Source organism: Mesorhizobium sp. WSM3859 (genome assembly GCF_002295065.1).
GTDB lineage: Bacteria > Pseudomonadota > Alphaproteobacteria > Rhizobiales > Rhizobiaceae > Mesorhizobium.
On the sequence record NZ_NSGG01000008.1, the window covers coordinates 209667 to 229279 of the forward strand.

A 19613-nucleotide genomic window follows, 5' to 3' on the forward strand; every position below is an offset into this window, starting at 1 on the left:
AATATCGAAGCTGGCTTACCGGCTGCATTGCGGCTGGGCTCGGAGGATAGATGGACAACAAAACATTCCGCGACTGGTCGAGGCGGGCGGCCGACTGGGGCGTCGATTACCGCGCCGGCCTGCGCGATCATCCGGTTCGGCCGGCCATCGCGCCAGGCGAGATCTTCAGGAGCATCGAGGCTTCGCCACCCGAAATGCCCGAACCGATGGAGAAGATCTTCGCCGATTTCGAAGAAAAGATCGTGCCGGGCATGACGCATTGGCAGCACCCCCGCTTCTTCGCCTATTTCCCGGCCAATGCGGCGCCGGTCTCGGTCGTGGCGGAGTATCTGGTCTCGGCGATGGCAGCGCAATGCATGCTGTGGCAGACCTCGCCGGCGGCGACCGAGCTCGAGACGCGCATCGTCGACTGGATGCGCCAGGCGCTTGGCCTGCCCGAGGGCTTTTCCGGCGTCATCCAGGACTCGGCGTCGTCTGCGACGCTTGCGGCAGTGCTCACCATGCGCGAGCGGACGCTCGACTGGCAGGGCAACAAAAAGGGGCTCGCCGGACACGGCAAGCTGCGCGTCTATTCCTCCGACCAGGTCCATACCTCGATCGACCGCGCCATCTGGGTCTCGGGCATCGGCGAGGAGAACCTCGTCCGCATCCCGGCCTCAGGGCGTTTTCGCGCCATGGACACGGCCGCGCTTGAGGCCGCGATCGTCGCCGATCGCGAGGCCGGCCTGCTGCCCGCGGGCATCATCGCTTGTGTCGGCGGCACCAGCATTGGCGGCACTGACGACATCGCCGCGGTGGCCGCGGTCGCAAAGCGGCACGGGCTTTACCTGCATGTCGACGCCGCCTGGGCCGGATCGGCGATGATCTGCCCGGAATACCGGCATTTCTGGGCGGGCGTCGAAGGCGCGGACTCCATCGTCTTCAATCCGCACAAATGGCTGGGCGCGCAGTTCGATTGCTCGATCCAGTTCGTGCGCCAGCCGGAAGACCTGGTGCGCACGCTGGCGATCAGGCCCGAATTCCTGAAGACACATGGCCATGACGGCATCATCAACTATTCGGAATGGTCGGTCCCGCTCGGACGCCGCTTCCGCGCGCTGAAACTCTGGTTCCTGCTGCGTGCCCACGGCCTCGAAGGCCTGCGCACCATGATCCGCAATCACGTCGCCTGGAGCGAAGGGCTTGCCGCGCGGCTGGCCGGCGAAGCGGATTTCGAGCTCGTCAGCGAGCCGATGCTGTCGCTGTTCTCGTTCCGGCACAAAGCGCCTTCGGGTACCGATCCGGACGAGCATAATTTGCGGCTGGTCGACGCCATCAACACCGATGGCCGCATTTACCTGACGCAAACGCGGGTCGACGGGCGCGTGGCGATCCGCTTTCAGGCGGGGCAGTTCGAGTCGACGGCGGCCGATGTCGACGTGGCGTTCGACGTTATAACCGAGATTGCGCGGCGCTTATCCTGAGACGGCAGACGCATTCGCGCCGGTTTGCCTTTGCAATCAGCTGAGTTTCGTTAGCCGGCTTATACCTTTTCTTCGGTTTCGTTTTCCGATATAGACGGAAAAAACGAAAATGGAGGAACGCCGGATGTTTCTTTCGCCACGCCACGCCGAAATCATCCAGATGGCGAAAGACCACGGCCGGGTTCTGGTCGAGGATCTGGCTACGCATTTCAACGTGACGCCGCAGACCATCCGCAAGGACCTCAACGATCTGTGCGATCAGCGGCTGCTCACCCGCATCCATGGCGGCGCGCTGTTCCCGTCCGGCATCGAGAACATGGAATATGAGGCGCGGCGCAAGATCGCAGCCGACGAGAAGGAGGCGATCGGAGGCGCGGCGGCGCGGTTGATCCCGGACAATGCGTCGCTGTTCATCAATATCGGCACCACCACCGAGGCCGTCAGCAAGGCGTTGCTCGACCATAACGGGCTGATGGTCATCACCAATAACATCAATGTTGCCAATAGGATGCGCGTCTATCCTACGATCGAGGTGGTGATCGCCGGCGGCGTGGTGCGCGGTTCCGACGGCGGTGTTGTCGGCGAGGCGGCCGTCGATTTCATCCGCCAGTTCAAGGTCGATTACGCCGTCATCGGCGCTTCGGCGATCGACCATGACGGCGCGCTGCTCGACTTCGATTTTCGCGAGGTGAAGGTGGCGCAGGCGATCATCGCCAATGCGCGCCACGTCATCCTGGTCTCCGACCGGACCAAGTTCGAGCGTACGGCACCGGTTCGAATCGGCCACCTTTCCCAGGTGAATACCTTTATCACCGATCGTTGCGACATCCCTTCGATCCGCCGGATTTGCGAGGAGGCCGAGGTCCGGCTGATCGAGACGGCGCTCGAATAGGCGTGCATCATGGCAGTTTCACGCAGCGGTGATAATTTCGTTTGACATTCGCTTTGAGTTCGAAATAATTCCGCAACGGTTTCGTAAAACACAAAAATGGTGCAATGCGAAATCGTTGGAGGAAACTTTGGACGCATCACCGATCCATGACATTTTCGTCATCGGCGGCGGCATCAATGGCTGCGGCATCGCCCGCGATGCCGTGGGCCGCGGATTTTCGGTCTACCTCGCCGAGATGAACGATCTGGCGAGCGGGACGTCCTCCGGCTCGACCAAGCTTATCCATGGCGGGCTTCGCTATCTCGAATTCTACGAGTTCCGGCTGGTGCGCGAAGCGCTGATGGAGCGCGAGGTTCTTTGGAAGAACGCGCCACACATCATCTGGCCGATGCGCTTCGTTCTGCCTTACGCCAAGGGCCTCAGGCCCGCCTGGCTGATCCGGCTCGGGCTGTTCCTTTACGATCACATCGGCGGGCGCAAACTGCTGCCTGCGACGAAGACGCTGGACATGGCGAGGGACCCGGCCGGCAAACCGCTGAAACCATTGTTCCGCAAGGCTTTCGAATATTCGGATGGTTGGGTCAACGACGCTCGCCTGGTGGCGCTTAACGCTCGTGATGCCGCCGACCGGGGCGCCATCATCCGTACCCGCACCAAGGTCGTCAGCGCGCGCCGCGACGGTCCGACCTGGACCATCAAGCTGCAGAACGTGCTCACCGGTGATACCGAAGAGGTTCGCGCACGGCTTCTCGTCAACGCCGCCGGCCCCTGGGTCGATCACGTTCTGCAGACAGCCGTCGGCCAGAACGAAGTCCACAATGTCCGCCTCGTGCAGGGCAGCCACATCGTCGTCGCCAAGAAGTTCGACGATCCGCGCGCCTATTTCTTCCAGAACAAGGATGGCCGCATCATCTTCGCCATTCCCTACGAGGATGAATTCACGCTGATCGGGACAACCGACCGCGACTATCCCGGCGACCCGCATGATGTGAAGATCTCCGACGCCGAGATCGACTATCTGTGCGCCGCCGCAAGCGAATATTTCGCGGTCGCCGTGAAGCGCTCCGACATCGTCTGGACCTATTCGGCGGTGCGCCCGCTCTATGACGACGGCGCCTCCAAGGCGCAGGAAGCGACGCGCGATTATGTGCTGAAAGCCGATGGCGGGGAGGGTGTCGCCCCGCTTGTCAACGCCTTCGGCGGCAAGATCACGACCTTCCGCCGGCTGGCGGAATCGATGCTGGAGAAGATCGAAGGTTTTCTCGGCAAGCGCGGCAAGCCGTGGACGCATGACGCGCCTCTGCCTGGCGGCGATTTTCCGGCGACCGGTTTCGATGCCCAGGTCGCCAGGCTGAAGAACACCTATCCGTTCCTCGACCAGCGACTGGCGCGAAAGTTCACCCGGCTCTACGGCACGCGCGCGCAAAAGCTGCTCGGGCTCGCCAAGTCGAATGCCGATCTCGGCCGCAATTTCGGCGCCGATCTTTTCGAGGCGGAAGTCCGCTATCTCGTCGAGAACGAATGGGCGGTCACCGCCGAGGACGTATTGTGGCGCCGAACCAAGCGCGGCCTGCATTTCAGCCGGGAGCAGGCGGCGGCGCTGGAAGAGTTCATGCGCGGACTGAGCAACCGTCACGTCGCGGCGGCGGAATGAAGATCGACCGCTGATGCGCAAGGCCTGGGAGGAGGCGTGATGCTGGAACTGAGGAACGTTACGAAGACGGTCGGCGCGCAGGAGCATATCCGCGACGTGTCGCTGACGCTTCAGCACGGCTCGCTGAACGTTCTGCTGGGGCCGACGCTTTCCGGCAAGACCAGCCTGATGCGGCTGATGGCGGGCCTCGATGCGCCGACGTCCGGTTCGGTCTGGTTCGACGGCAAGGACGTGACCGGACAGCCGGTGCAGAAGCGCAACGTCGCCATGGTCTACCAGCAGTTCATCAATTACCCGGCGATGACCGTCTATGAAAACATCGCCTCGCCGCTTCGCGTGGCCGGCGTCGAGCAGGCCAGGATCGACAAGGAAGTGCGCAACGCGGCGGCGCTTTTGAAGCTGACACCCTATCTCGACCGCACGCCGCTCAATTTGTCCGGCGGTCAGCAGCAGCGCACAGCGCTTGCCCGCGCCATCGTCAAGAATGCCAGCCTGGTGCTGCTCGACGAGCCTTTGGCCAACCTCGACTATAAGCTGCGTGAGGAATTGCGTGCCGAATTGCCGAAGATCTTTGCCGCTGCCGGCACCATCTTCGTCTATGCCACCACCGAACCGCACGAAGCGCTGCTTCTTGGCGGCAACACGGCGACGCTCTCGGAGGGCCGCGTCACCCAGTTCGGCCCGACGGTGGAGGTGTTCCGCAAGCCGGTCGACCTGGTGACGGCAAGGACGTTTGCCGACCCGCCGCTCAACACCATCGTGCTGTCCAAGAAGGGCGCGGATTTCCTGCTCGAAGGCGGCGTCAAGCTGCCGGTGCCGCCGGAGCTCGCCGGCATTGCGGATGCGAGCTACACGATCGGCTTCCAGCCGCATCATCTGTCGCTGGAGCGGCCGAACGCGAGCGCCGTGCCTGTGCGGGCGAAGGTCACCATCACCGAGATCACCGGTTCGGAAAGCTTCGTCCATCTCGACTTCGCCGATGCGCGCTGGGTGATGCTGGCGCACGGCATCCTCGACTTCGAGACCGACGACGAGGTCGAGGTGTTCATCGACCCACGCCACATCATGGTGTTCGACCAGAACGGCCGCGCCGTTACGGCGTCGAAGCTGGCGGCCTGAGGAGGATCAGATGGCGCGCATCGAGGTCAATCACATCCGCCACTCCTACCTGCCCAATCCGCAGAAGGATTCCGATTTCGCGCTGAAGGAGGTGCACCACACCTTCGAGGATGGTGGCGCCTATGCGCTGCTCGGACCGTCCGGTTGCGGCAAGACCACCTTGCTCAACATCATTTCGGGACTGCTGCATCCTTCGCACGGCCAGTTGCTGTTCAACGGCCACGACGTCACCAGGCTGTCGACCCAGGAACGCAACATCGCGCAGGTGTTCCAGTTCCCGGTCATCTACGACACCATGACCGTCTACGACAATCTGGCCTTCCCGCTGCGCAATCGCCGCGTGCCGGAGACGGACGTCGACCGCAAGGTGCGCGAGACGCTCGACATGATCGATCTCGCTTCGCTGGCGAAGAAGAAGGCGCGCGGGCTCACCGCCGACCAGAAGCAGAAGATATCGCTCGGACGCGGCCTGGTGCGCTCCGACGTCAATGCCATCCTGTTCGACGAACCGCTGACCGTCATCGATCCGCATATGAAGTGGGTGCTGCGCTCGCAGTTGAAGCAGCTGCATCGCCGCTTCGGCTACACCATGGTCTATGTCACGCACGACCAGACCGAGGCGTTGACTTTCGCCGACCGCGTCGTGGTCATGTATGACGGGGAGATCGTCCAGATCGGCACGCCGGCGGAGCTCTTCGAGCGACCGCGCCACACTTTCGTCGGTTATTTCATCGGTTCGCCGGGCATGAACGTGCTGCCGGTTGCGCTCGAAGGCAAGACCGCGAAGCTCGGCGCGCAACGCATCGAGCTGCCGGGAGTCCCAAAGGCCGACAAAGGCGCCGTCGAACTCGGTATCCGCCCCGAATATGTGCGGCTCGGCCGCGAAGGCATGGCGGTGCAGGTCAGCAAGGTCGAGGATGTCGGGCGCCACAAGGTCGTGCGCGCCAATCTCGAAGGCAAGGAGATCGCGGCCGTCATCGGCGAGGACGACGAAGTTCCGGCCGAGGCGAAGGTCCGCTTCGATCCCGCGGGCATCAACATCTATGCCGATTCCTGGCGCGTCGAGATGGGGGCATAGATGGAAAAGACCTGGAACAACAAGGCGTGGTTCCTTGTCCTGCCGGTGTTGGTGCTGGTGGCCTTCTCGGCCGTCATCCCGCTGATGACCGTCGTCAACTATTCGGTGCAGGACACGTTCGGCAACAACGTCTTCTTCTGGGCCGGCACCGAATGGTTCGAGGAGTTGCTCGCCTCCGACCGCTTCTGGGAAGCGATGGTGCGCAACCTGATCTTCTCCTTCATCATCCTGGCGATCGAGGTGCCGCTCGGCATCTTCATTGCGCTCAACATGCCGAAGAAGGGCTGGGGCGTGCCAGTCTGCCTGGTCCTGATGGCGCTGCCGCTGCTCATTCCGTGGAACGTCGTAGGCACCATCTGGCAGGTGTTCGGCCGCAACGACATCGGCCTGCTCGGCTACTACATCAACGCGCTCGGCATCGACTACAACTACGTCCAGGATCCGATCGACGCCTGGGTCACCGTGATCATCATGGATGTCTGGCACTGGACCAGCCTCGTCGTGCTGCTCTGCTATGCCGGTCTGGTCTCCATTCCCGATGCCTTCTATCAGGCGGCCAAGATCGACGGCGCGTCGCGCTGGGCGGTGTTCCGCTACATCCAACTGCCGAAGATGCAGCGCGTGCTTTTGATCGCCGTGCTGTTGCGCTTCATGGATAGCTTCATGATCTACACCGAGCCTTTCGTCGTCACGGGCGGCGGCCCCGGCAATTCGACGACCTTCCTGTCGATCGACCTCGTCAAGACGGCGCTCGGCCAGTTCGACCTCGGTCCGGCGGCGGCGATGTCGCTGGTCTATTTCCTGATCATCCTGTTGTTGTCATGGGTGTTCTACACCGTGATGACCAACTACGACGCGGAGCGCTGAGATGGCGGGCGCCAACGAGACGACACGCGTGAGCGAGACGGCGGTCACCGAAGTAGGCAGCACGCTGTCGCAGGACCAGGTGGCGAAGCTGATGCGCCGCCGCGGCGAGGAATCGCGCTGGTGGTGGGTCGTGCCGACCCTCTACATCATCGTGCTTTTGCTGCCGATCTACTGGCTCATCAATATGAGCTTCAAGACCAATGCAGAGATCGTGTCGTCGCTGACGCTGTTCCCGCACAATCCGACATTGGCCAACTACCGCACCATCTTCACCGATCCGTCCTGGTATTCGGGTTATATCAACTCGATCACCTATGTGGTGATGAACATGGTGATCTCGGTCACCGTGGCGCTGCCGGCGGCCTACGCCTTCTCGCGCTATCGCTTCCTCGGCGACAAGCACCTGTTCTTCTGGCTGCTCACCAACCGCATGGCGCCGCCGGCGGTGTTCGCGCTGCCGTTCTTCCAGCTTTATTCGGCCTTCGGCCTCATCGACACCCATATCGCCGTGGCGCTGGCGCACTGCCTGTTCAACGTGCCGCTGGCGGTGTGGATCCTGGAAGGCTTCATGTCCGGGGTGCCGAAGGAGATCGACGAGACCGCCTATATCGACGGCTATTCCTTCCCGCGGTTCTTCGTGAAGATCTTCATGCCGCTGATCGCAAGCGGAATCGGCGTCGCCTGTTTCTTCTGCTTCATGTTCTCATGGGTGGAGCTTCTGATCGCGCGCACGCTGACCACGACGGACGCCAAGCCGATCGCCGCGACCATGACGCGCACGGTCTCGGCCGCGGGCATGGACTGGGGCCTGCTCGCCGCCGCCGGCGTGCTGACGCTGATCCCCGGCGCCGTCGTCATCTGGTTTGTCCGCAACTATATCGCCAAGGGCTTCGCCCTGGGGAGGGTGTGATCATGAACCTCGACCTCTCGTGGATGGCGTGGACCTGGCCAACGGCGGCTTTCTTCGGAACCATCTTGCTGCTGCTTTGCGGCATGGCGGCGTGGGAATACGCCTCGCCCGGCGGCAATCCACGCGTCGGCATCCTGCGCTTCGAGACGACGCGTGGCGATCGCCTCTTTCTTTCGCTGCTCGGCAGCGCCTTCATCCATCTCGCTTGGTTGGGTCTCGTTGGCCCCAACCTGTGGTGGGCTCTCGCTCTCTCCGTGATCTACGCCATTGGCGTGTTCCGATACGTATAGAGGGGGAATAGCCGGAGCGGCCGCGTGCTGGCGGCCGCCCCGGGTCACACTTGAAACCTAAGACTGGAGGAGACACATGCGACGGCAATTTCTTACATCGACGACCGCCCTTGTCCTGTTGCTGGGCGCGGGCCATGCCTACGCCGGAATGGATGAGGCAAAAGCCTTTCTCGACAAGGAGATAGGCCCCCTGTCGACGCTTTCGCGCGCCGACCAGGAAAAGGAAATGCAGTGGTTCATCGACGCAGCCAAGCCGTTTGCCGGCATGGAGATCAAGGTCGTTTCGGAAACCATCGCCACCCATTCCTATGAGTCGCAGGTACTGGCGCCTGCCTTCTCGGCCATCACCGGCATCAAGGTCACGCACGACACGATCCAGGAAGGCGACGTCGTCGAGAAGATTCAGACCCAGATGCAGACCGGTCAGAACCTCTATGACGGCTGGGTCAACGACTCCGATCTCATCGGCACGCACTGGCGCTACCAGCAGGTGCGCAACCTGACCGACTGGATGGAAGGCGACGGCAAGGACGTCACCAACCCGAACCTCGACCTGAAGGACTTCATCGGCACGTCGTTCACGACGGCGCCCGACAAGAAGCTCTACCAGCTGCCCGACCAGCAGTTCGCGAACCTCTACTGGTTCCGCTACGACTGGTTCAACGACGAGAAGAACAAGGCCGATTTCAAGGCCAAGTACGGCTACGACCTCGGCGTGCCGGTCAACTGGTCGGCCTATGAGGACATCGCCGAGTTCTTCACCGGCCGCGAGATCGACGGCAAGAAGGTCTATGGCCACATGGACTACGGCAAGAAGGACCCGTCGCTCGGCTGGCGGTTCACCGATGCCTGGCTCTCGATGGCCGGTAACGGCGACAAGGGCATTCCGAACGGTCTGCCGGTCGACGAATGGGGCATCAAGGTCGACGAAAATTCGCGTCCTGTCGGCTCCTGCACCGCGCGCGGCGGTGACACGAACGGACCGGCGGCGGTCTACTCGATCCAGAAGTATCTCGACTGGCTGAAGGCCTACGCTCCGGCCGAAGCGCAAGGCATGACCTTCTCCGAGTCCGGCCCGGTGCCGGCGCAGGGTGCGGTCGCGCAGCAGATCTTCTGGTATACCGCCTTCACCGCTTCGATGGTCGATGCCGGCGCCAAGGCCGTGATGAACGACGACGGTACGCCGAAATGGCGTATGGCGCCGTCGCCGCACGGCGTCTACTGGAAGGACGGCATGAAGCTCGGCTACCAGGACGTGGGTTCCTGGACGCTGATGAAGTCGACGCCGACCGACCGCGCCAAGGCCGCTTGGCTTTATGCGCAGTTCGTCACCTCGAAGACCGTCGACGTGAAGAAGAGCCATGTCGGCTTGACCTTCATCCGCGAGAGCACGATCCACGACAAGAGCTTCACGGAGCGCGCTCCGAAGCTCGGCGGCCTGATCGAGTTCTACCGCTCGCCGGCCCGTGTGCAGTGGTCGCCGACCGGCACCAACGTGCCTGACTATCCGAAGCTGGCACAGCTCTGGTGGCAGGCGATTGGCGATGCCTCGTCGGGCGCCAAGACCGCGCAGGAAGCGATGGACTCGCTCTGCGCCGAACAGGAAAAGGTCATGAGCCGCATCGAGAAGTCGGGCGTCCAGGGCGATATCGGCCCGAAGATGGCCGAAGAGCATGACCTCGCCTACTGGAACGCCGACGCGGTCAAGAAGGGCAATCTCGCTCCTCAGCTGAAGATCGAGAACGAGAAGGAAAAGCCGATCACCATCAACTACGACGAGCTGGTGAAGAGCTGGCAGAAGTAAGGCTGTCGATGCGGGCGTTCGCGCCCGTGTGAAATAGGGGGAGGCGGCGCATTGCCGTCTCCCCTGTTCGTATCAAGGCGGAGGAAGCCAAATGAGCGGTTTTGTGCTGGCGATCGACCAGGGAACGACCTCGACCCGGGCGATCCTGTTCGACGACAAGATGAAAGTCGCCGGCACCGGCCAGCAGGAATTCGCGCAGCATTATCCGGCCTCCGGCTGGGTCGAGCATGATCCGGAAGACATCTGGACGAGCGTTCTCGCCACGGTGAAGGCAGCGCTGAAAGCGGCCGGCCGCACAGCATCGGATGTGGACGCCATCGGCATCACCAATCAGCGCGAGACCGTCGTGATCTGGGACAAGGCGACCGGCAAGCCGATCCACAATGCGATTGTCTGGCAGGATCGCCGCACGGCGCCACTCTGCCAGAAGCTGAAGAAGCAGGGGCTGGAGAAAAAATTCACCAAGAAGACCGGGCTGCTGCTCGATCCCTATTTCTCCGGCACCAAGATCGCCTGGATGCTGGACAAGGTGAAAGGCGCGCGCAAGCGCGCCGAAAAGGGCGAGTTGCTTGCCGGCACGATCGACAGTTTCCTGATCTGGCGGCTGACGGGCGGCAAGGTGCACGCCACTGACGCCACCAACGCTTCGCGCACGCTGGTCTACAACATCGAGAAGAATGCCTGGGATGAGGAGCTGCTCGCGATCCTGAACATACCTGCCGCGATCCTGCCTGCGGTGAAGAACTGCGCCGACGATTTCGGCGTCACCGAGAAGAGCCTGTTCGGCGCTGAAATGCCCATCCTCGGCGTTGCCGGCGACCAGCACGCGGCGACCATCGGCCAGGCCTGTTTCGAGCCGGGCATGATGAAAGCGACCTATGGCACAGGCTGCTTCGCGCTGCTCAACACCGGCGCCGACCTGGTGCGCTCGAAGAACCGGCTGCTCACCACCATCGCCTATCGTTTGAACGGCAAGACCACCTACGCGCTGGAGGGCTCGATTTTCATCGCGGGCGCCGCTGTGCAGTGGCTGCGCGACGGCATCAAGGTCATCGGCAAGGCCGAGCAGAGCGGCGCGCTCGCGGCGGCCGCCGATCCAGCGCAAGCCGTCTATCTGGTGCCGGCCTTTGTCGGGCTCGGCGCGCCGCATTGGGATGCGGAGGCGCGCGGCGCGATCTTCGGCTTGACGCGCAATTCAGGCCCGGCAGAGTTCGCGCGCGCGGCGCTCGAATCCGTCGCCTTCCAGACGCGCGACCTTCTCGACGCGATGCGCAAGGACTGGAAGGGCGCATCCGTCAAGACGGTGCTTCGGGTCGACGGTGGTATGGTGGCGTCCGACTGGACCATGCAGCGGCTGGCCGACATTCTCGACGCGCCGGTCGATCGTCCCACGATCCTGGAGACGACCGCCCTGGGCGCGGCGTGGCTCGCGGGATCGAAGGCGGGTGTCTGGCCGAAGGCAAAGGAATTCGCGAGGAGCTGGGCGCTGGAACGGCGCTTCAAGCCGGAGATGGATGCGGCCACGCGCGGGGCGAAACTGGCCGGATGGCGCGATGCGGTGCGCAGGACGCTGAGTACGCAGTAGCGATCACTGGACCGGGGGGAGAATGCAACCGGATTGGTATCCTGCCTGGCGCGATGAGGCATTTGAACAGCTTGCCGCCAAGAACGCGCGCCTGGAACAGGATTTCCGCCTCGGCCACTGGATGCGTTACAACTACGACCTGGCGGCCGGGAAGCTGATTTTCTACGACAAAGCGGGCGCCAAGGTTATCTCGGAAATCCAGATTGCGGGCTCTACCAGCGCCAGGGCGGGCAATTGGCTCTGGGCTTGGGCCAATTCGAACTTACCGGGCGACCTCCTCGGCGACGCCCAACTGGTGCGGGCGTTCGGGGAGAAAAAGGGCGTGGACGACCTGGCCCAGGCCTATGTGGGCGATGCCAGCGGCGATTTGGATGCGCTCGGCTGGGAACTAACGGCAGCGATGGTCCGGGTTTGCAACGCGCTTGGAGCCTACCGCTCCTCGCGGGCGGAGGGCGGCGCCCTGTATCTGGTCTTCAAGAACATACGATGGGCGAACTGACACAGTCTTCGCCGCGAGGCATAGCGAGAGAGCCCGTGCCTATCGAGGCACCGGGCTCGGTCAAGGCCAAATTATGTGCGTTCCGCAATTCCGGACGAAAACCGCTACGCACTCTTCCTGGAATTGCTTTGGAGGCCGTCAGTAGGGCGACACGCACTGCCGACGCGGGCCGTTATTGGGCTGGAATGTATTGTCCCAGGCGCGATACGAACGATAGCGGTCATAGCACCACTGCACATGCGCATCGCCGCGATAGACACGGTTGTTCTCGCTGTTGACGATGGCGCCGGTGATCAGAGCGCCGGTAGCGAAAGCGGCAAGCGGGAACCAATAGTCGCCATGACGGCGATAACCGTGGCGGTATTCGCGATAGCCGCGATGGCCGTTCCAATACATGCCGTCATTGCGCGAGAAACGCTGCCCGCCACGCCAATTGCCATTGTGTCTCCAGCGCCAGTCGCGCTCGGCGACGTTCTGGACATCGGGCGACGCCGGCGAAGCCTGCGGGACGAACACCTGCGCGGCATTGGCGGGCACGGCGGCAGCGGCGGCGAACGAAACCGACAAGGTGGCGGCAAGCAAGCCCGATACGATATTTCTCATGGGTCTTCTCCTTGAAACGGTGGTTGGTGTCCCTGTGCCCGAAAAACGGAAAATCGCCGCGACGGTTCCCGTTTGAATCTCAAACTATTGTTATTCAAGGGATTTCTGAAATATGCGGGTGGTCATAGGCAACCGGCTGAGGCTTGCTTGAAGCAAGTGCCCGACCTCCGACAAGGGCGGCCGAAAACCCCGAAAATCTGCGGCGGGAAAGCCATCTTTTTCCGGTTGACCGGCCGCGGCACTCTCCCTATGTTCCGCGCAATTTCGAGGGCGGCGTTTCCAGCCCACGGGAGCGCGTAGCTCAGCCGGTAGAGCAACTGACTTTTAATCAGTAGGTCATGGGTTCGAATCCCATCGCGCTCACCAACAAATTCAAGCGGGATTTGATCCCCGTGTTGCACAATGGCGCTCAAGTGTCATGCTTGGCACCACTGAGCGGGGAGACAAAAGATTTTGGAAGAGCGGAGCCGAGTTCCCAATCCACATTCATTACAAAGGCTGGTTCGGCCCAAATTATACCGAAGAAATGAAGCTGAGGATTATCGATAGCGACACGTTCACCGGCTTCATGTGGGCATGAAAGGCCCAGGGAGCCAGAGCCGCCAGCCGCTCCCTCGTATTTTAGCAAATGTGAAACAGAGCGATCTTGCTAGCGTTGAAGCTCCGAAAAAGGATCTTCGAGCATGGACTCGTCTACAGCAGCAGTCATGGTTTTGCTTTTGTGCAGCCAAGGCGATGCGTCGGTCTGCAAACCGGTCAATGCGGCTTCGTCTCGTGTGTTCTCATCCCTCAGCGAATGCCGTTCTTCGTTGGCAAAAGAGCTAGCGCGGGCTCCCAGCGGAAGAATGGTCGGCCGATGCCAAGTCGTCGATCCGATCGTCACAGGCTCGCTGCCAGCCGGCTATACGACAGTTATCGTTTCGCGTGGCGGGAAGGCTGCCAGGTATGTTGTACCGCATATTGAAAAGCCCGCCACCCATTGAGGCAGCGGGCTAACTTTCCGCCTTGGGTCGAAAGCAGGCGCCACGTCAGCGTCCCCGGCAATCGGAACAAAAAGCCATGCGCGGCTGTTTCCCTGTCGAAGGGACCGCAATTGGGATGCGGATACAGTGGACGTACTGAACTTGGAGCTGGCAAGAGCCAGGCAGCGCGTCAAGCGCGCTGAGATTTCGCTCAATCACGCAAAAGAACTGCTGGACGAGGAATGCGGCGTCGGTATCAATCTTGTGCTGTGCGACCGCATTAGGTCGGAACAGCAGCGGGTCGCGGAGGCCAAGAAGCGGCTGGTGAAGATCGCTTCGACTGCCTCAGCCTGACGGTGTGACTTCCCCAAAGGTGATCCTGCCGCGTTGCCTTGTCCCTGGACAGGGTCATGGCTACACTCAGGCCCCGAGGGAGGCTCCAGGATGGCACTTGACCTTTCGGTAGAGACCACGGCCCGTAAAGCGGCGACGCAGCCCGGCAAATATCTCTTCGGTCCGGTCGCTGATTTCCTGATGCTCGGCGGCAGCGCGTTTCTGATCCTGCCCGTGCTGTTCTTTGTGCCCCGCGAATACGAAGGCCCCTTGGCCGCGACGATGGTCGTCGTGGCCTATCTGGTGAACTACCCGCATTTCGCCCATTCCTACCAGATCTTCTATCGCAATTTCGGCAGCAAGGCGCGCGGCGAGGGATACGACAGGAGCCTGCAGCTTCGCTACATTTTCGCCGGCGTCATCGTTCCGCTGATCATGGCGCTGTTCTTCGCCTATGGCGCGGTGACGTCGAACACGCGGCTGCTCGGCTTGGCAGCCAATGCGATGTTCTTCTTCGTCGGCTGGCACTACGTCAAGCAAGGCTACGGCATGCTGATGGTCGACGCCGTCTTGAAACGTAAATTCTTCGATGACCGGGACAAGAAGGTGCTGCTCGTCAACAGCTACGCGGTGTGGATCCTGGCCTGGCTACAGACCAACACGGCGGTGACACAGGGGCAGTACTACGGCCTTCAATATTACACCTTCGCGGCACCGTCCTGGATCACCGACATTGCGGCGCTGGCGGCCGTCGGATCGACGGCGGCCACGCTTCTGATGCTGATCAACCGCTGGCGACGGAATGGCGGCGGCCTGCCTTACAACGGCATCGTTGCCTATGTCGCCTCGCTCTATCTCTGGATCCTGATTGCCCGGATAAATCCGCTCTGGCTGCTGGTGGTGCCGGCGCTGCATTCGTTGCAATACCTTGCCGTGGTGTGGCGCTACCAAACCAATGTCGAGCGCGACGTCTCGGATGCCGCGAGCGACCCGGAGCCGAAAATCCTATCTGTGTTCGGGCCCCGCTACAGGCTGCGGGTGCTGGGGTTCATCATCGGGGGCGGGGCGCTTGGCTATCTCGGCTTCTGGCTGATCCCGTTCGTGCTGACGGCCCTGGTCCCCTACGACAAACAGGTGCTCGGTTCGTCGCTGTTCTTCTTCATCGTGCTGATCTTCATCAACGTGCACCATTACTTCCTCGACAATGTGATGTGGCGCCGCGGCAATCCGGAAGTGTCGAAATATTTGTTTCGATAGGGAAATTCGAGCCGACAGGCGACGCCGAGGTCACGCGACCAGTGATACATTTCCGCCGGCGTGACGCTCGAGTCGCCCGGCGAGGTCGAGTTCCAGAAGCACCATGGCAACCTGCGCGGCGCTCAGTCCGGTGTGGCGGATGATGTCGTCCACGGCGGTGGGTGTAGGCCCAAGCGCCTCCAGCACGTCGGCGCGGTCGTTTTCGCCGGGCGGCGGCATGGCAGACATGTCGGGCGCCTCGGCGAGCGGCGTGGTTCTTGGAGCGCGGGTGCCGGCAAGCGGTGCCAGCGCGCTAAGCACATCAGCGGCTTCGGTGACCAGCGTGACGCCGTCCTTGAGCAGGGCGTTGCAGCCGGCGGCGCGCGGGTCGAGCGGCGAGCCCGGCACGGCAAAGACCAGCCGGCCCATTTCATTGGCGAGGCGTGCGCTGATCAGCGAGCCGGAACGTTGCGCGGCTTCGACCACCACCAGACCGAGGGCCATGCCGGCGACAAGGCGGTTGCGGCGCGGGAAATCCTGGGCGCGCGGCTGCCAGGCGAAGGGCATTTCCGAAACGATGGCGCCGCCGCGATCGCCGATCTCGTCGCACAGGCCGGCATTCTCGGGCGGGTAGGGGACATCGAGCCCGCCGGCCAGAACGCCGATGGTTCCGGTCGACACGCTGCCTTTGTGCGCGGCCGTATCGATGCCGCGCGCCAGGCCCGAAACGACGGCGTAGCCTTCACGGCCGAGGTCGGTTGCCAGCATGCGTGCCATCTTGATTCCGGCCAGCGAGGCGTTGCGGGCGCCGACGATCGCCACCGCGGGCAAGCGGAAGGCCGCGCCTTCGCCTTTCACCGCCAACAGCGGCGGCGGGTTGTCCACCGTCTTCAGCATGGGCGGATAATCGGCCTCGCCAATGCCGACGAAGCGGGCGCCGGCGCGCCGCGCGGCGTCCAACTCGGCTTCGGCCTCGGCGGCGGAGGGGATGCGGACGATACGATTGGCACCGCCGGAGATCATCAGCTCAGGCAACATTTCAAGCGCGGCTTCGGCCGAGCCGAAGCGGTTGATCAACTCGCGAAACGAAGCTGGGCCGACATTGGGCGTGCGGATCAGCCGAAGCCAGGCAAGCCGCTGCCGGTCGCTGAGGCGCGGGCCGGCGGCCGGAGCGCTCATCCCTTCGCCCCGATCTTGCCCTCGGTGCCGGCCAGCAGCCGCGAGATGTTGGCATGGTGCTTGATGATGACGATCAGGCTCATCACGGCGAACAGGCCGGCGATCTGCGGCGTGCTGATGAAATAGAGCGCGATCGGCACGACCACCGCGGCCGCCAATGCCGCCAGAGAGGAGTATCGAAACAGAAAGGCCATCGCGAGCCAGACGACGGCGAAGACGAGCATGCCTTGCCAGGCAAGACCGAGCAGCACGCCGAGATAGGTTGCGACGCCCTTGCCGCCTTTGAAGCCGAGCCAGACCGGGAAGAGATGGCCGAGGAAGGCGCCGAAGCCGGCCAGCAGTCCGAGGTCCGGTGAAAAATGCCCGGCGACCAGCGCGGCGGCCGTCCCCTTCAGCGCATCGAGCAGAAGCGTGGCGGCGGCGAGACCTTTATTGCCCGTCCTCAGCACATTGGTCGCGCCGATATTGCCGGAGCCGATCTTGCGGACGTCGCCGAGGCCAGCAGCGCGGGTAATCAGGAGCCCGAACGGGATTGAGCCGAGCAGGTAGCCGAAGACGAGCGCGATCGCGTAACCCATCGTTTCCCCCATATTCTTTCGTCCGGGCTCTCGCCTTACGATTGCTGCAGTTTGCGTTATGCAACTCTAGTTTGCAATAGCTGGCGCTGCTCCGGGCATCAGTCGGGCATAATGGTAGAGTCGGGAGGGTTCGCCAAGCAACTCTGTGCCTGCAGGCTCGCCAGGGCCGAAAGCGATGGATGATCTATGCAGAAAACACCGTGCGGCCCGCGACCACCGTCTGCAGGACCTTGCCCTGAAGGCGCGCGCCTTCGAAACAGGTGTTCTTCGAGCGCGAGTGCAGGCCGCTTTCACTGACGATCCACGGCTCGTCGAGATCGACGACCGCGAGATCGGCCGGTGCGCCCGGCTGCAGCGTGCCGCCAGGCAGGCCGAACAATCTTGCCGGCGCCGTGGACAGCGTCTCGATCAGCCTGAGCAGCGGCACGTCGCCATTGTGGTAGAGCCGAAGTGCCGCGCCAAGCAGCGTCTCCAGCCCGATGGCGCCGGCGGCGGCATCGGCGAAGGGCAGGCGCTTGGTGTCGACGTCCTGCGGGTCGTGCGAGGAGACGATGATGTCGATCGTGCCGTCCTTGATCGCTTCGATCATCGCCAGCCGGTCGTCCTCGGCGCGCAGGGGTGGGGTCAGCCGGAAGAAGGTGCGGTATTCGCCGACATCGTTCTCGTTGAGCGACAGATTGTGGATGGCGACCCCGGCCGTGACATTGGCGCCGTCGGTCTTGGCCCGGTTCACCGCGCTGGCCGCCATCGCCGAGGAGATCTTTGCGGCGTGGTAGGCGCCGCCGGTCAGCCGGGCCAATGCCAGGTCGCGTTCGAGCGGGATGAGCTCGGCCTCGCGCGGAATTCCCGAAAGGCCGAGCCAGCTTGCATAGAGCCCTTCGTTCATGACGCCGGACGAGGCGAGGTCGGCATCCTGCGTCTCATGCACGATCACGCCGTCGAAATCGCGTGCATAGGTCAGCGCGCGGCGCATCACCAGTGCGTTGGCGATCGTGTGGCGGCCGTCCGTGTAGGCGACGGCGCCGGCCTCGCGCAGCAGGCCGAATTCGGTCATCTCGCGCCCTTCGAGGCCCTTGGTGATCGCGGCCGCGGGGAAGATGTTCACGCTTGCGGTGTCGCGGGCCGTGCGCAGCACGAACTCGACCAGCGCCACATTGTCGATCACCGGATCGGTATCCGGCATCATGACGACGGAGGTGACGCCGCCTGCCGCCGCCGCCACGCTTGCCGAGGCGATGGTCTCGCGATGCTCGCCGCCGGGTTCGCCGATGAAGACGCGCGCGTCGACAAGGCCTGGAATGATCGTCTTGCCGGCGCAGTCGACGACGGTGGCGCCTTCCGGCACGCCCTGGTTCAACGCGGCTTTCCCGGCCGCGGCGATCTTGCGGCCGTCGACGATGACGCTGCCGATCTCGTCCACGCCGCGCGACGGGTCGACGATGTGCGCCTTGCTGAAGACGGTTACGCTCATGCGCCACGCCCCTCATGGTTGCGGCGCGGGTCGAGCAGCGCCTCCATGACCGCCATGCGCACGGCGACGCCCATCTCCACCTGTTCCTGGATGACGCTTTGCGGTCCGTCCGCGATTTCGGAGGCGATCTCGACGCCGCGGTTCATCGGCCCGGGATGCATCACCAGCGCATCGTCCTTGGCGGCTTTCAGCTTTTCTGCATCGAGGCCGAAATAGCGGAAATATTCGCGGATCGACGGCACGAAGGCGCCTTCCATGCGCTCGCGCTGCAGGCGAAGCATCATCACGACGTCGGCATCTTTCAGTCCCTCGGCCATCGAGCGCGCGACGATCACACCCATCCTGTCGATGCCGGAGGGCAGCAGCGTCGAGGGCGCGACGACGCGCACCTGCGCGCCGAGCGCGTTCAACAGCATGATGTTGGAGCGGGCGACGCGCGAATGCAGGATGTCGCCGCAGATCGCCACGATCAGCTTCGACAGCGGGCCCTTGGCGCGGCGGATGGTCAGCGCGTCGAGTAAGGCCTGCGTCGGATGCTCATGCGCGCCGTCGCCGGCATTGACCACAGAGCAGCCAACCTTCTGGGCGAGCAGGGCGGCCGCGCCGGCCGACTGGTGGCGGATGATCAGGATGTCCGGGCGCATGGCGTTGAGTGTCATCGCCGTGTCGATCAACGTCTCGCCCTTCTTCACGGAGGAACTTGCCACCGACATGTTCATGACGTCGGCGCCGAGCCTTTTTCCGGCGAGCTCGAAGGACGACTGCGTGCGGGTCGATGCCTCGTAGAACAGGTTGATCTGCGTGCGGCCGCGCAGCGTCGAGGTCTTCTTTTCCGGCTGGCGCGAGATCGAAACGGCCCGATCGGCGCGATCGAGCAATAGCTCGATATCGGCCGGGGAAAGATCGCGGATGCCCAGAAGATGGCGATGGGGGAAGAGCGGCAGGGACGAAGCGTCGGTCATCTCAAGGCGCTGCTATAGGGTGCGGTCCGGCCTGCCGCAAGCGCCAGCTTTGGATTGCGGGCGTTCTCCCCGGTATTTTCGTCGCGCGTGCCGTAATGCTTGGGCTATAAACCGGATGGCCTCGGATT

General features: G+C 63.0%; 18 protein-coding genes and 1 tRNA gene. 14 read left to right on the forward strand and 5 right to left on the reverse strand.

The genetic code is table 11. The features are described from left to right. Nucleotides 1-50: 50 nt before the first annotated feature. From CK230_RS18960 to CK230_RS19010, 11 genes are all read left to right on the forward strand, one after another. The gene (locus tag CK230_RS18960) at nt 51-1463 is read left to right on the forward strand and encodes a pyridoxal-dependent decarboxylase (RefSeq protein WP_095818648.1); all 1413 of its coding nucleotides are present in this window, start codon (nt 51-53) and stop codon (nt 1461-1463) included. Nucleotides 1464-1587: 124 nt separating this feature from the next. Further along, entirely contained in the window at nt 1588-2355 is a 768-nt protein-coding gene (locus CK230_RS18965; protein ID WP_095818745.1) for a DeoR/GlpR family DNA-binding transcription regulator, read from the forward strand. 127 nt (nt 2356-2482) lie between these two features. After that, a complete protein-coding gene (gene glpD / locus CK230_RS18970) occupies nt 2483-4009 on the forward strand; it encodes a glycerol-3-phosphate dehydrogenase (protein ID WP_095818649.1) in 1527 nt (508 codons plus the stop codon). 39 nt (nt 4010-4048) lie between these two features. After that, nucleotides 4049-5128 (forward strand): ABC transporter ATP-binding protein, encoded by a 1080-nt coding sequence (locus tag CK230_RS18975; RefSeq protein ID WP_095818650.1) that lies wholly within the window; start codon nt 4049-4051, stop codon nt 5126-5128. Nucleotides 5129-5138: 10 nt separating this feature from the next. After that, complete coding sequence (locus CK230_RS18980; RefSeq protein ID WP_095818651.1) at nt 5139-6206, forward strand: ABC transporter ATP-binding protein; 1068 nt, start codon at nt 5139-5141, stop codon at nt 6204-6206. Next, a complete protein-coding gene (locus CK230_RS18985) occupies nt 6207-7073 on the forward strand; it encodes a sugar ABC transporter permease (RefSeq protein WP_095818652.1) in 867 nt (288 codons plus the stop codon). Nucleotide 7074: 1 nt separating this feature from the next. Beyond that, a complete protein-coding gene (locus tag CK230_RS18990) occupies nt 7075-7983 on the forward strand; it encodes a carbohydrate ABC transporter permease (protein ID WP_095818653.1) in 909 nt (302 codons plus the stop codon). Nucleotides 7984-7985: 2 nt separating this feature from the next. Continuing rightward, nucleotides 7986-8273, forward strand: a complete 288-nt coding sequence (locus CK230_RS18995) for a DUF2160 domain-containing protein (protein ID WP_095818654.1) — start codon at nt 7986-7988, stop codon at nt 8271-8273. Nucleotides 8274-8349: 76 nt separating this feature from the next. Further along, entirely contained in the window at nt 8350-10077 is a 1728-nt protein-coding gene (locus CK230_RS19000; RefSeq protein ID WP_095818655.1) for an ABC transporter substrate-binding protein, read from the forward strand. A 91-nt stretch (nt 10078-10168) separates the two neighbouring features. Then, nucleotides 10169-11662, forward strand: coding sequence for a glycerol kinase GlpK (gene glpK, locus CK230_RS19005; protein WP_095818656.1), 1494 nt, complete (start codon nt 10169-10171; stop codon nt 11660-11662). A gap of 22 nt (nt 11663-11684) precedes the next feature. Beyond that, complete coding sequence (locus CK230_RS19010) at nt 11685-12161, forward strand: DUF6882 domain-containing protein (RefSeq protein WP_095818657.1); 477 nt, start codon at nt 11685-11687, stop codon at nt 12159-12161. 138 nt (nt 12162-12299) lie between these two features. On the opposite strand, the gene CK230_RS19015 is transcribed toward CK230_RS19010, so the two are convergent. After that, complete coding sequence (locus tag CK230_RS19015) at nt 12300-12764, reverse strand: BA14K family protein (RefSeq protein WP_095818658.1); 465 nt, start codon at nt 12762-12764, stop codon at nt 12300-12302. Nucleotides 12765-13054: 290 nt separating this feature from the next. Here CK230_RS19015 and CK230_RS19020 point away from each other — a divergent pair. The 3 genes from CK230_RS19020 to CK230_RS19035 all read left to right on the forward strand — a co-directional run bounded on the left by CK230_RS19020 (nt 13055) and on the right by CK230_RS19035 (nt 15316). After that, nucleotides 13055-13130 (forward strand) — tRNA-Lys (locus tag CK230_RS19020). Nucleotides 13131-13873: 743 nt separating this feature from the next. After that, nucleotides 13874-14080, forward strand: coding sequence for a hypothetical protein (locus CK230_RS19030; protein WP_095818660.1), 207 nt, complete (start codon nt 13874-13876; stop codon nt 14078-14080). Between the two features lie 90 nt (nt 14081-14170). After that, nucleotides 14171-15316 (forward strand): hypothetical protein, encoded by a 1146-nt coding sequence (locus tag CK230_RS19035; protein ID WP_095818661.1) that lies wholly within the window; start codon nt 14171-14173, stop codon nt 15314-15316. Between the two features lie 30 nt (nt 15317-15346). Here the strand turns inward: CK230_RS19035 and dprA are convergent, their stop codons facing one another. The 4 genes from dprA to CK230_RS19055 all read right to left on the reverse strand — a co-directional run bounded on the left by dprA (nt 15347) and on the right by CK230_RS19055 (nt 19485). Beyond that, a complete protein-coding gene (gene dprA, locus CK230_RS19040; RefSeq protein WP_095818662.1) occupies nt 15347-16474 on the reverse strand; it encodes a DNA-processing protein DprA in 1128 nt (375 codons plus the stop codon). After that, entirely contained in the window at nt 16471-17052 is a 582-nt protein-coding gene (plsY, locus tag CK230_RS19045) for a glycerol-3-phosphate 1-O-acyltransferase PlsY (protein ID WP_095818746.1), read from the reverse strand. Before plsY ends, dprA begins: the two co-directional genes overlap by 4 nt. Nucleotides 17053-17236: 184 nt before the next feature. Next, nucleotides 17237-18523 (reverse strand): dihydroorotase, encoded by a 1287-nt coding sequence (locus CK230_RS19050; RefSeq protein ID WP_095818663.1) that lies wholly within the window; start codon nt 18521-18523, stop codon nt 17237-17239. After that, entirely contained in the window at nt 18520-19485 is a 966-nt protein-coding gene (locus CK230_RS19055; protein WP_095818664.1) for an aspartate carbamoyltransferase catalytic subunit, read from the reverse strand. The genes CK230_RS19050 and CK230_RS19055 overlap by 4 nt, the downstream gene beginning before the upstream one ends. Nucleotides 19486-19613: the final 128 nt, after the last annotated feature.

What these genes read in the sequence shown, in the direction of transcription:
- CK230_RS18960 (WP_095818648.1), top strand. Translation starts at nt 51, where the DNA reads ATGGACAACAAAACATTCCGCGACTGGTCGAGGCGGGCGGCCGACTGG.
- CK230_RS18965 (WP_095818745.1), top strand. Translation starts at nt 1,588, where the DNA reads ATGTTTCTTTCGCCACGCCACGCCGAAATCATCCAGATGGCGAAAGAC.
- CK230_RS18975 (WP_095818650.1), top strand. Translation starts at nt 4,049, where the DNA reads ATGCTGGAACTGAGGAACGTTACGAAGACGGTCGGCGCGCAGGAGCAT.
- CK230_RS18980 (WP_095818651.1), top strand. Translation starts at nt 5,139, where the DNA reads ATGGCGCGCATCGAGGTCAATCACATCCGCCACTCCTACCTGCCCAAT.
- CK230_RS18985 (WP_095818652.1), top strand. Translation starts at nt 6,207, where the DNA reads ATGGAAAAGACCTGGAACAACAAGGCGTGGTTCCTTGTCCTGCCGGTG.
- CK230_RS18990 (WP_095818653.1), top strand. Translation starts at nt 7,075, where the DNA reads ATGGCGGGCGCCAACGAGACGACACGCGTGAGCGAGACGGCGGTCACC.
- CK230_RS18995 (WP_095818654.1), top strand. Translation starts at nt 7,986, where the DNA reads ATGAACCTCGACCTCTCGTGGATGGCGTGGACCTGGCCAACGGCGGCT.
- CK230_RS19000 (WP_095818655.1), top strand. Translation starts at nt 8,350, where the DNA reads ATGCGACGGCAATTTCTTACATCGACGACCGCCCTTGTCCTGTTGCTG.
- glpK (WP_095818656.1), top strand. Translation starts at nt 10,169, where the DNA reads ATGAGCGGTTTTGTGCTGGCGATCGACCAGGGAACGACCTCGACCCGG.
- CK230_RS19010 (WP_095818657.1), top strand. Translation starts at nt 11,685, where the DNA reads ATGCAACCGGATTGGTATCCTGCCTGGCGCGATGAGGCATTTGAACAG.
- CK230_RS19015 (WP_095818658.1), bottom strand. Translation starts at nt 12,764, where the DNA reads ATGAGAAATATCGTATCGGGCTTGCTTGCCGCCACCTTGTCGGTTTCG.
- CK230_RS19035 (WP_095818661.1), top strand. Translation starts at nt 14,171, where the DNA reads ATGGCACTTGACCTTTCGGTAGAGACCACGGCCCGTAAAGCGGCGACG.
- dprA (WP_095818662.1), bottom strand. Translation starts at nt 16,474, where the DNA reads ATGAGCGCTCCGGCCGCCGGCCCGCGCCTCAGCGACCGGCAGCGGCTT.
- plsY (WP_095818746.1), bottom strand. Translation starts at nt 17,052, where the DNA reads ATGGGTTACGCGATCGCGCTCGTCTTCGGCTACCTGCTCGGCTCAATC.
- CK230_RS19050 (WP_095818663.1), bottom strand. Translation starts at nt 18,523, where the DNA reads ATGAGCGTAACCGTCTTCAGCAAGGCGCACATCGTCGACCCGTCGCGC.
- CK230_RS19055 (WP_095818664.1), bottom strand. Translation starts at nt 19,485, where the DNA reads ATGACCGACGCTTCGTCCCTGCCGCTCTTCCCCCATCGCCATCTTCTG.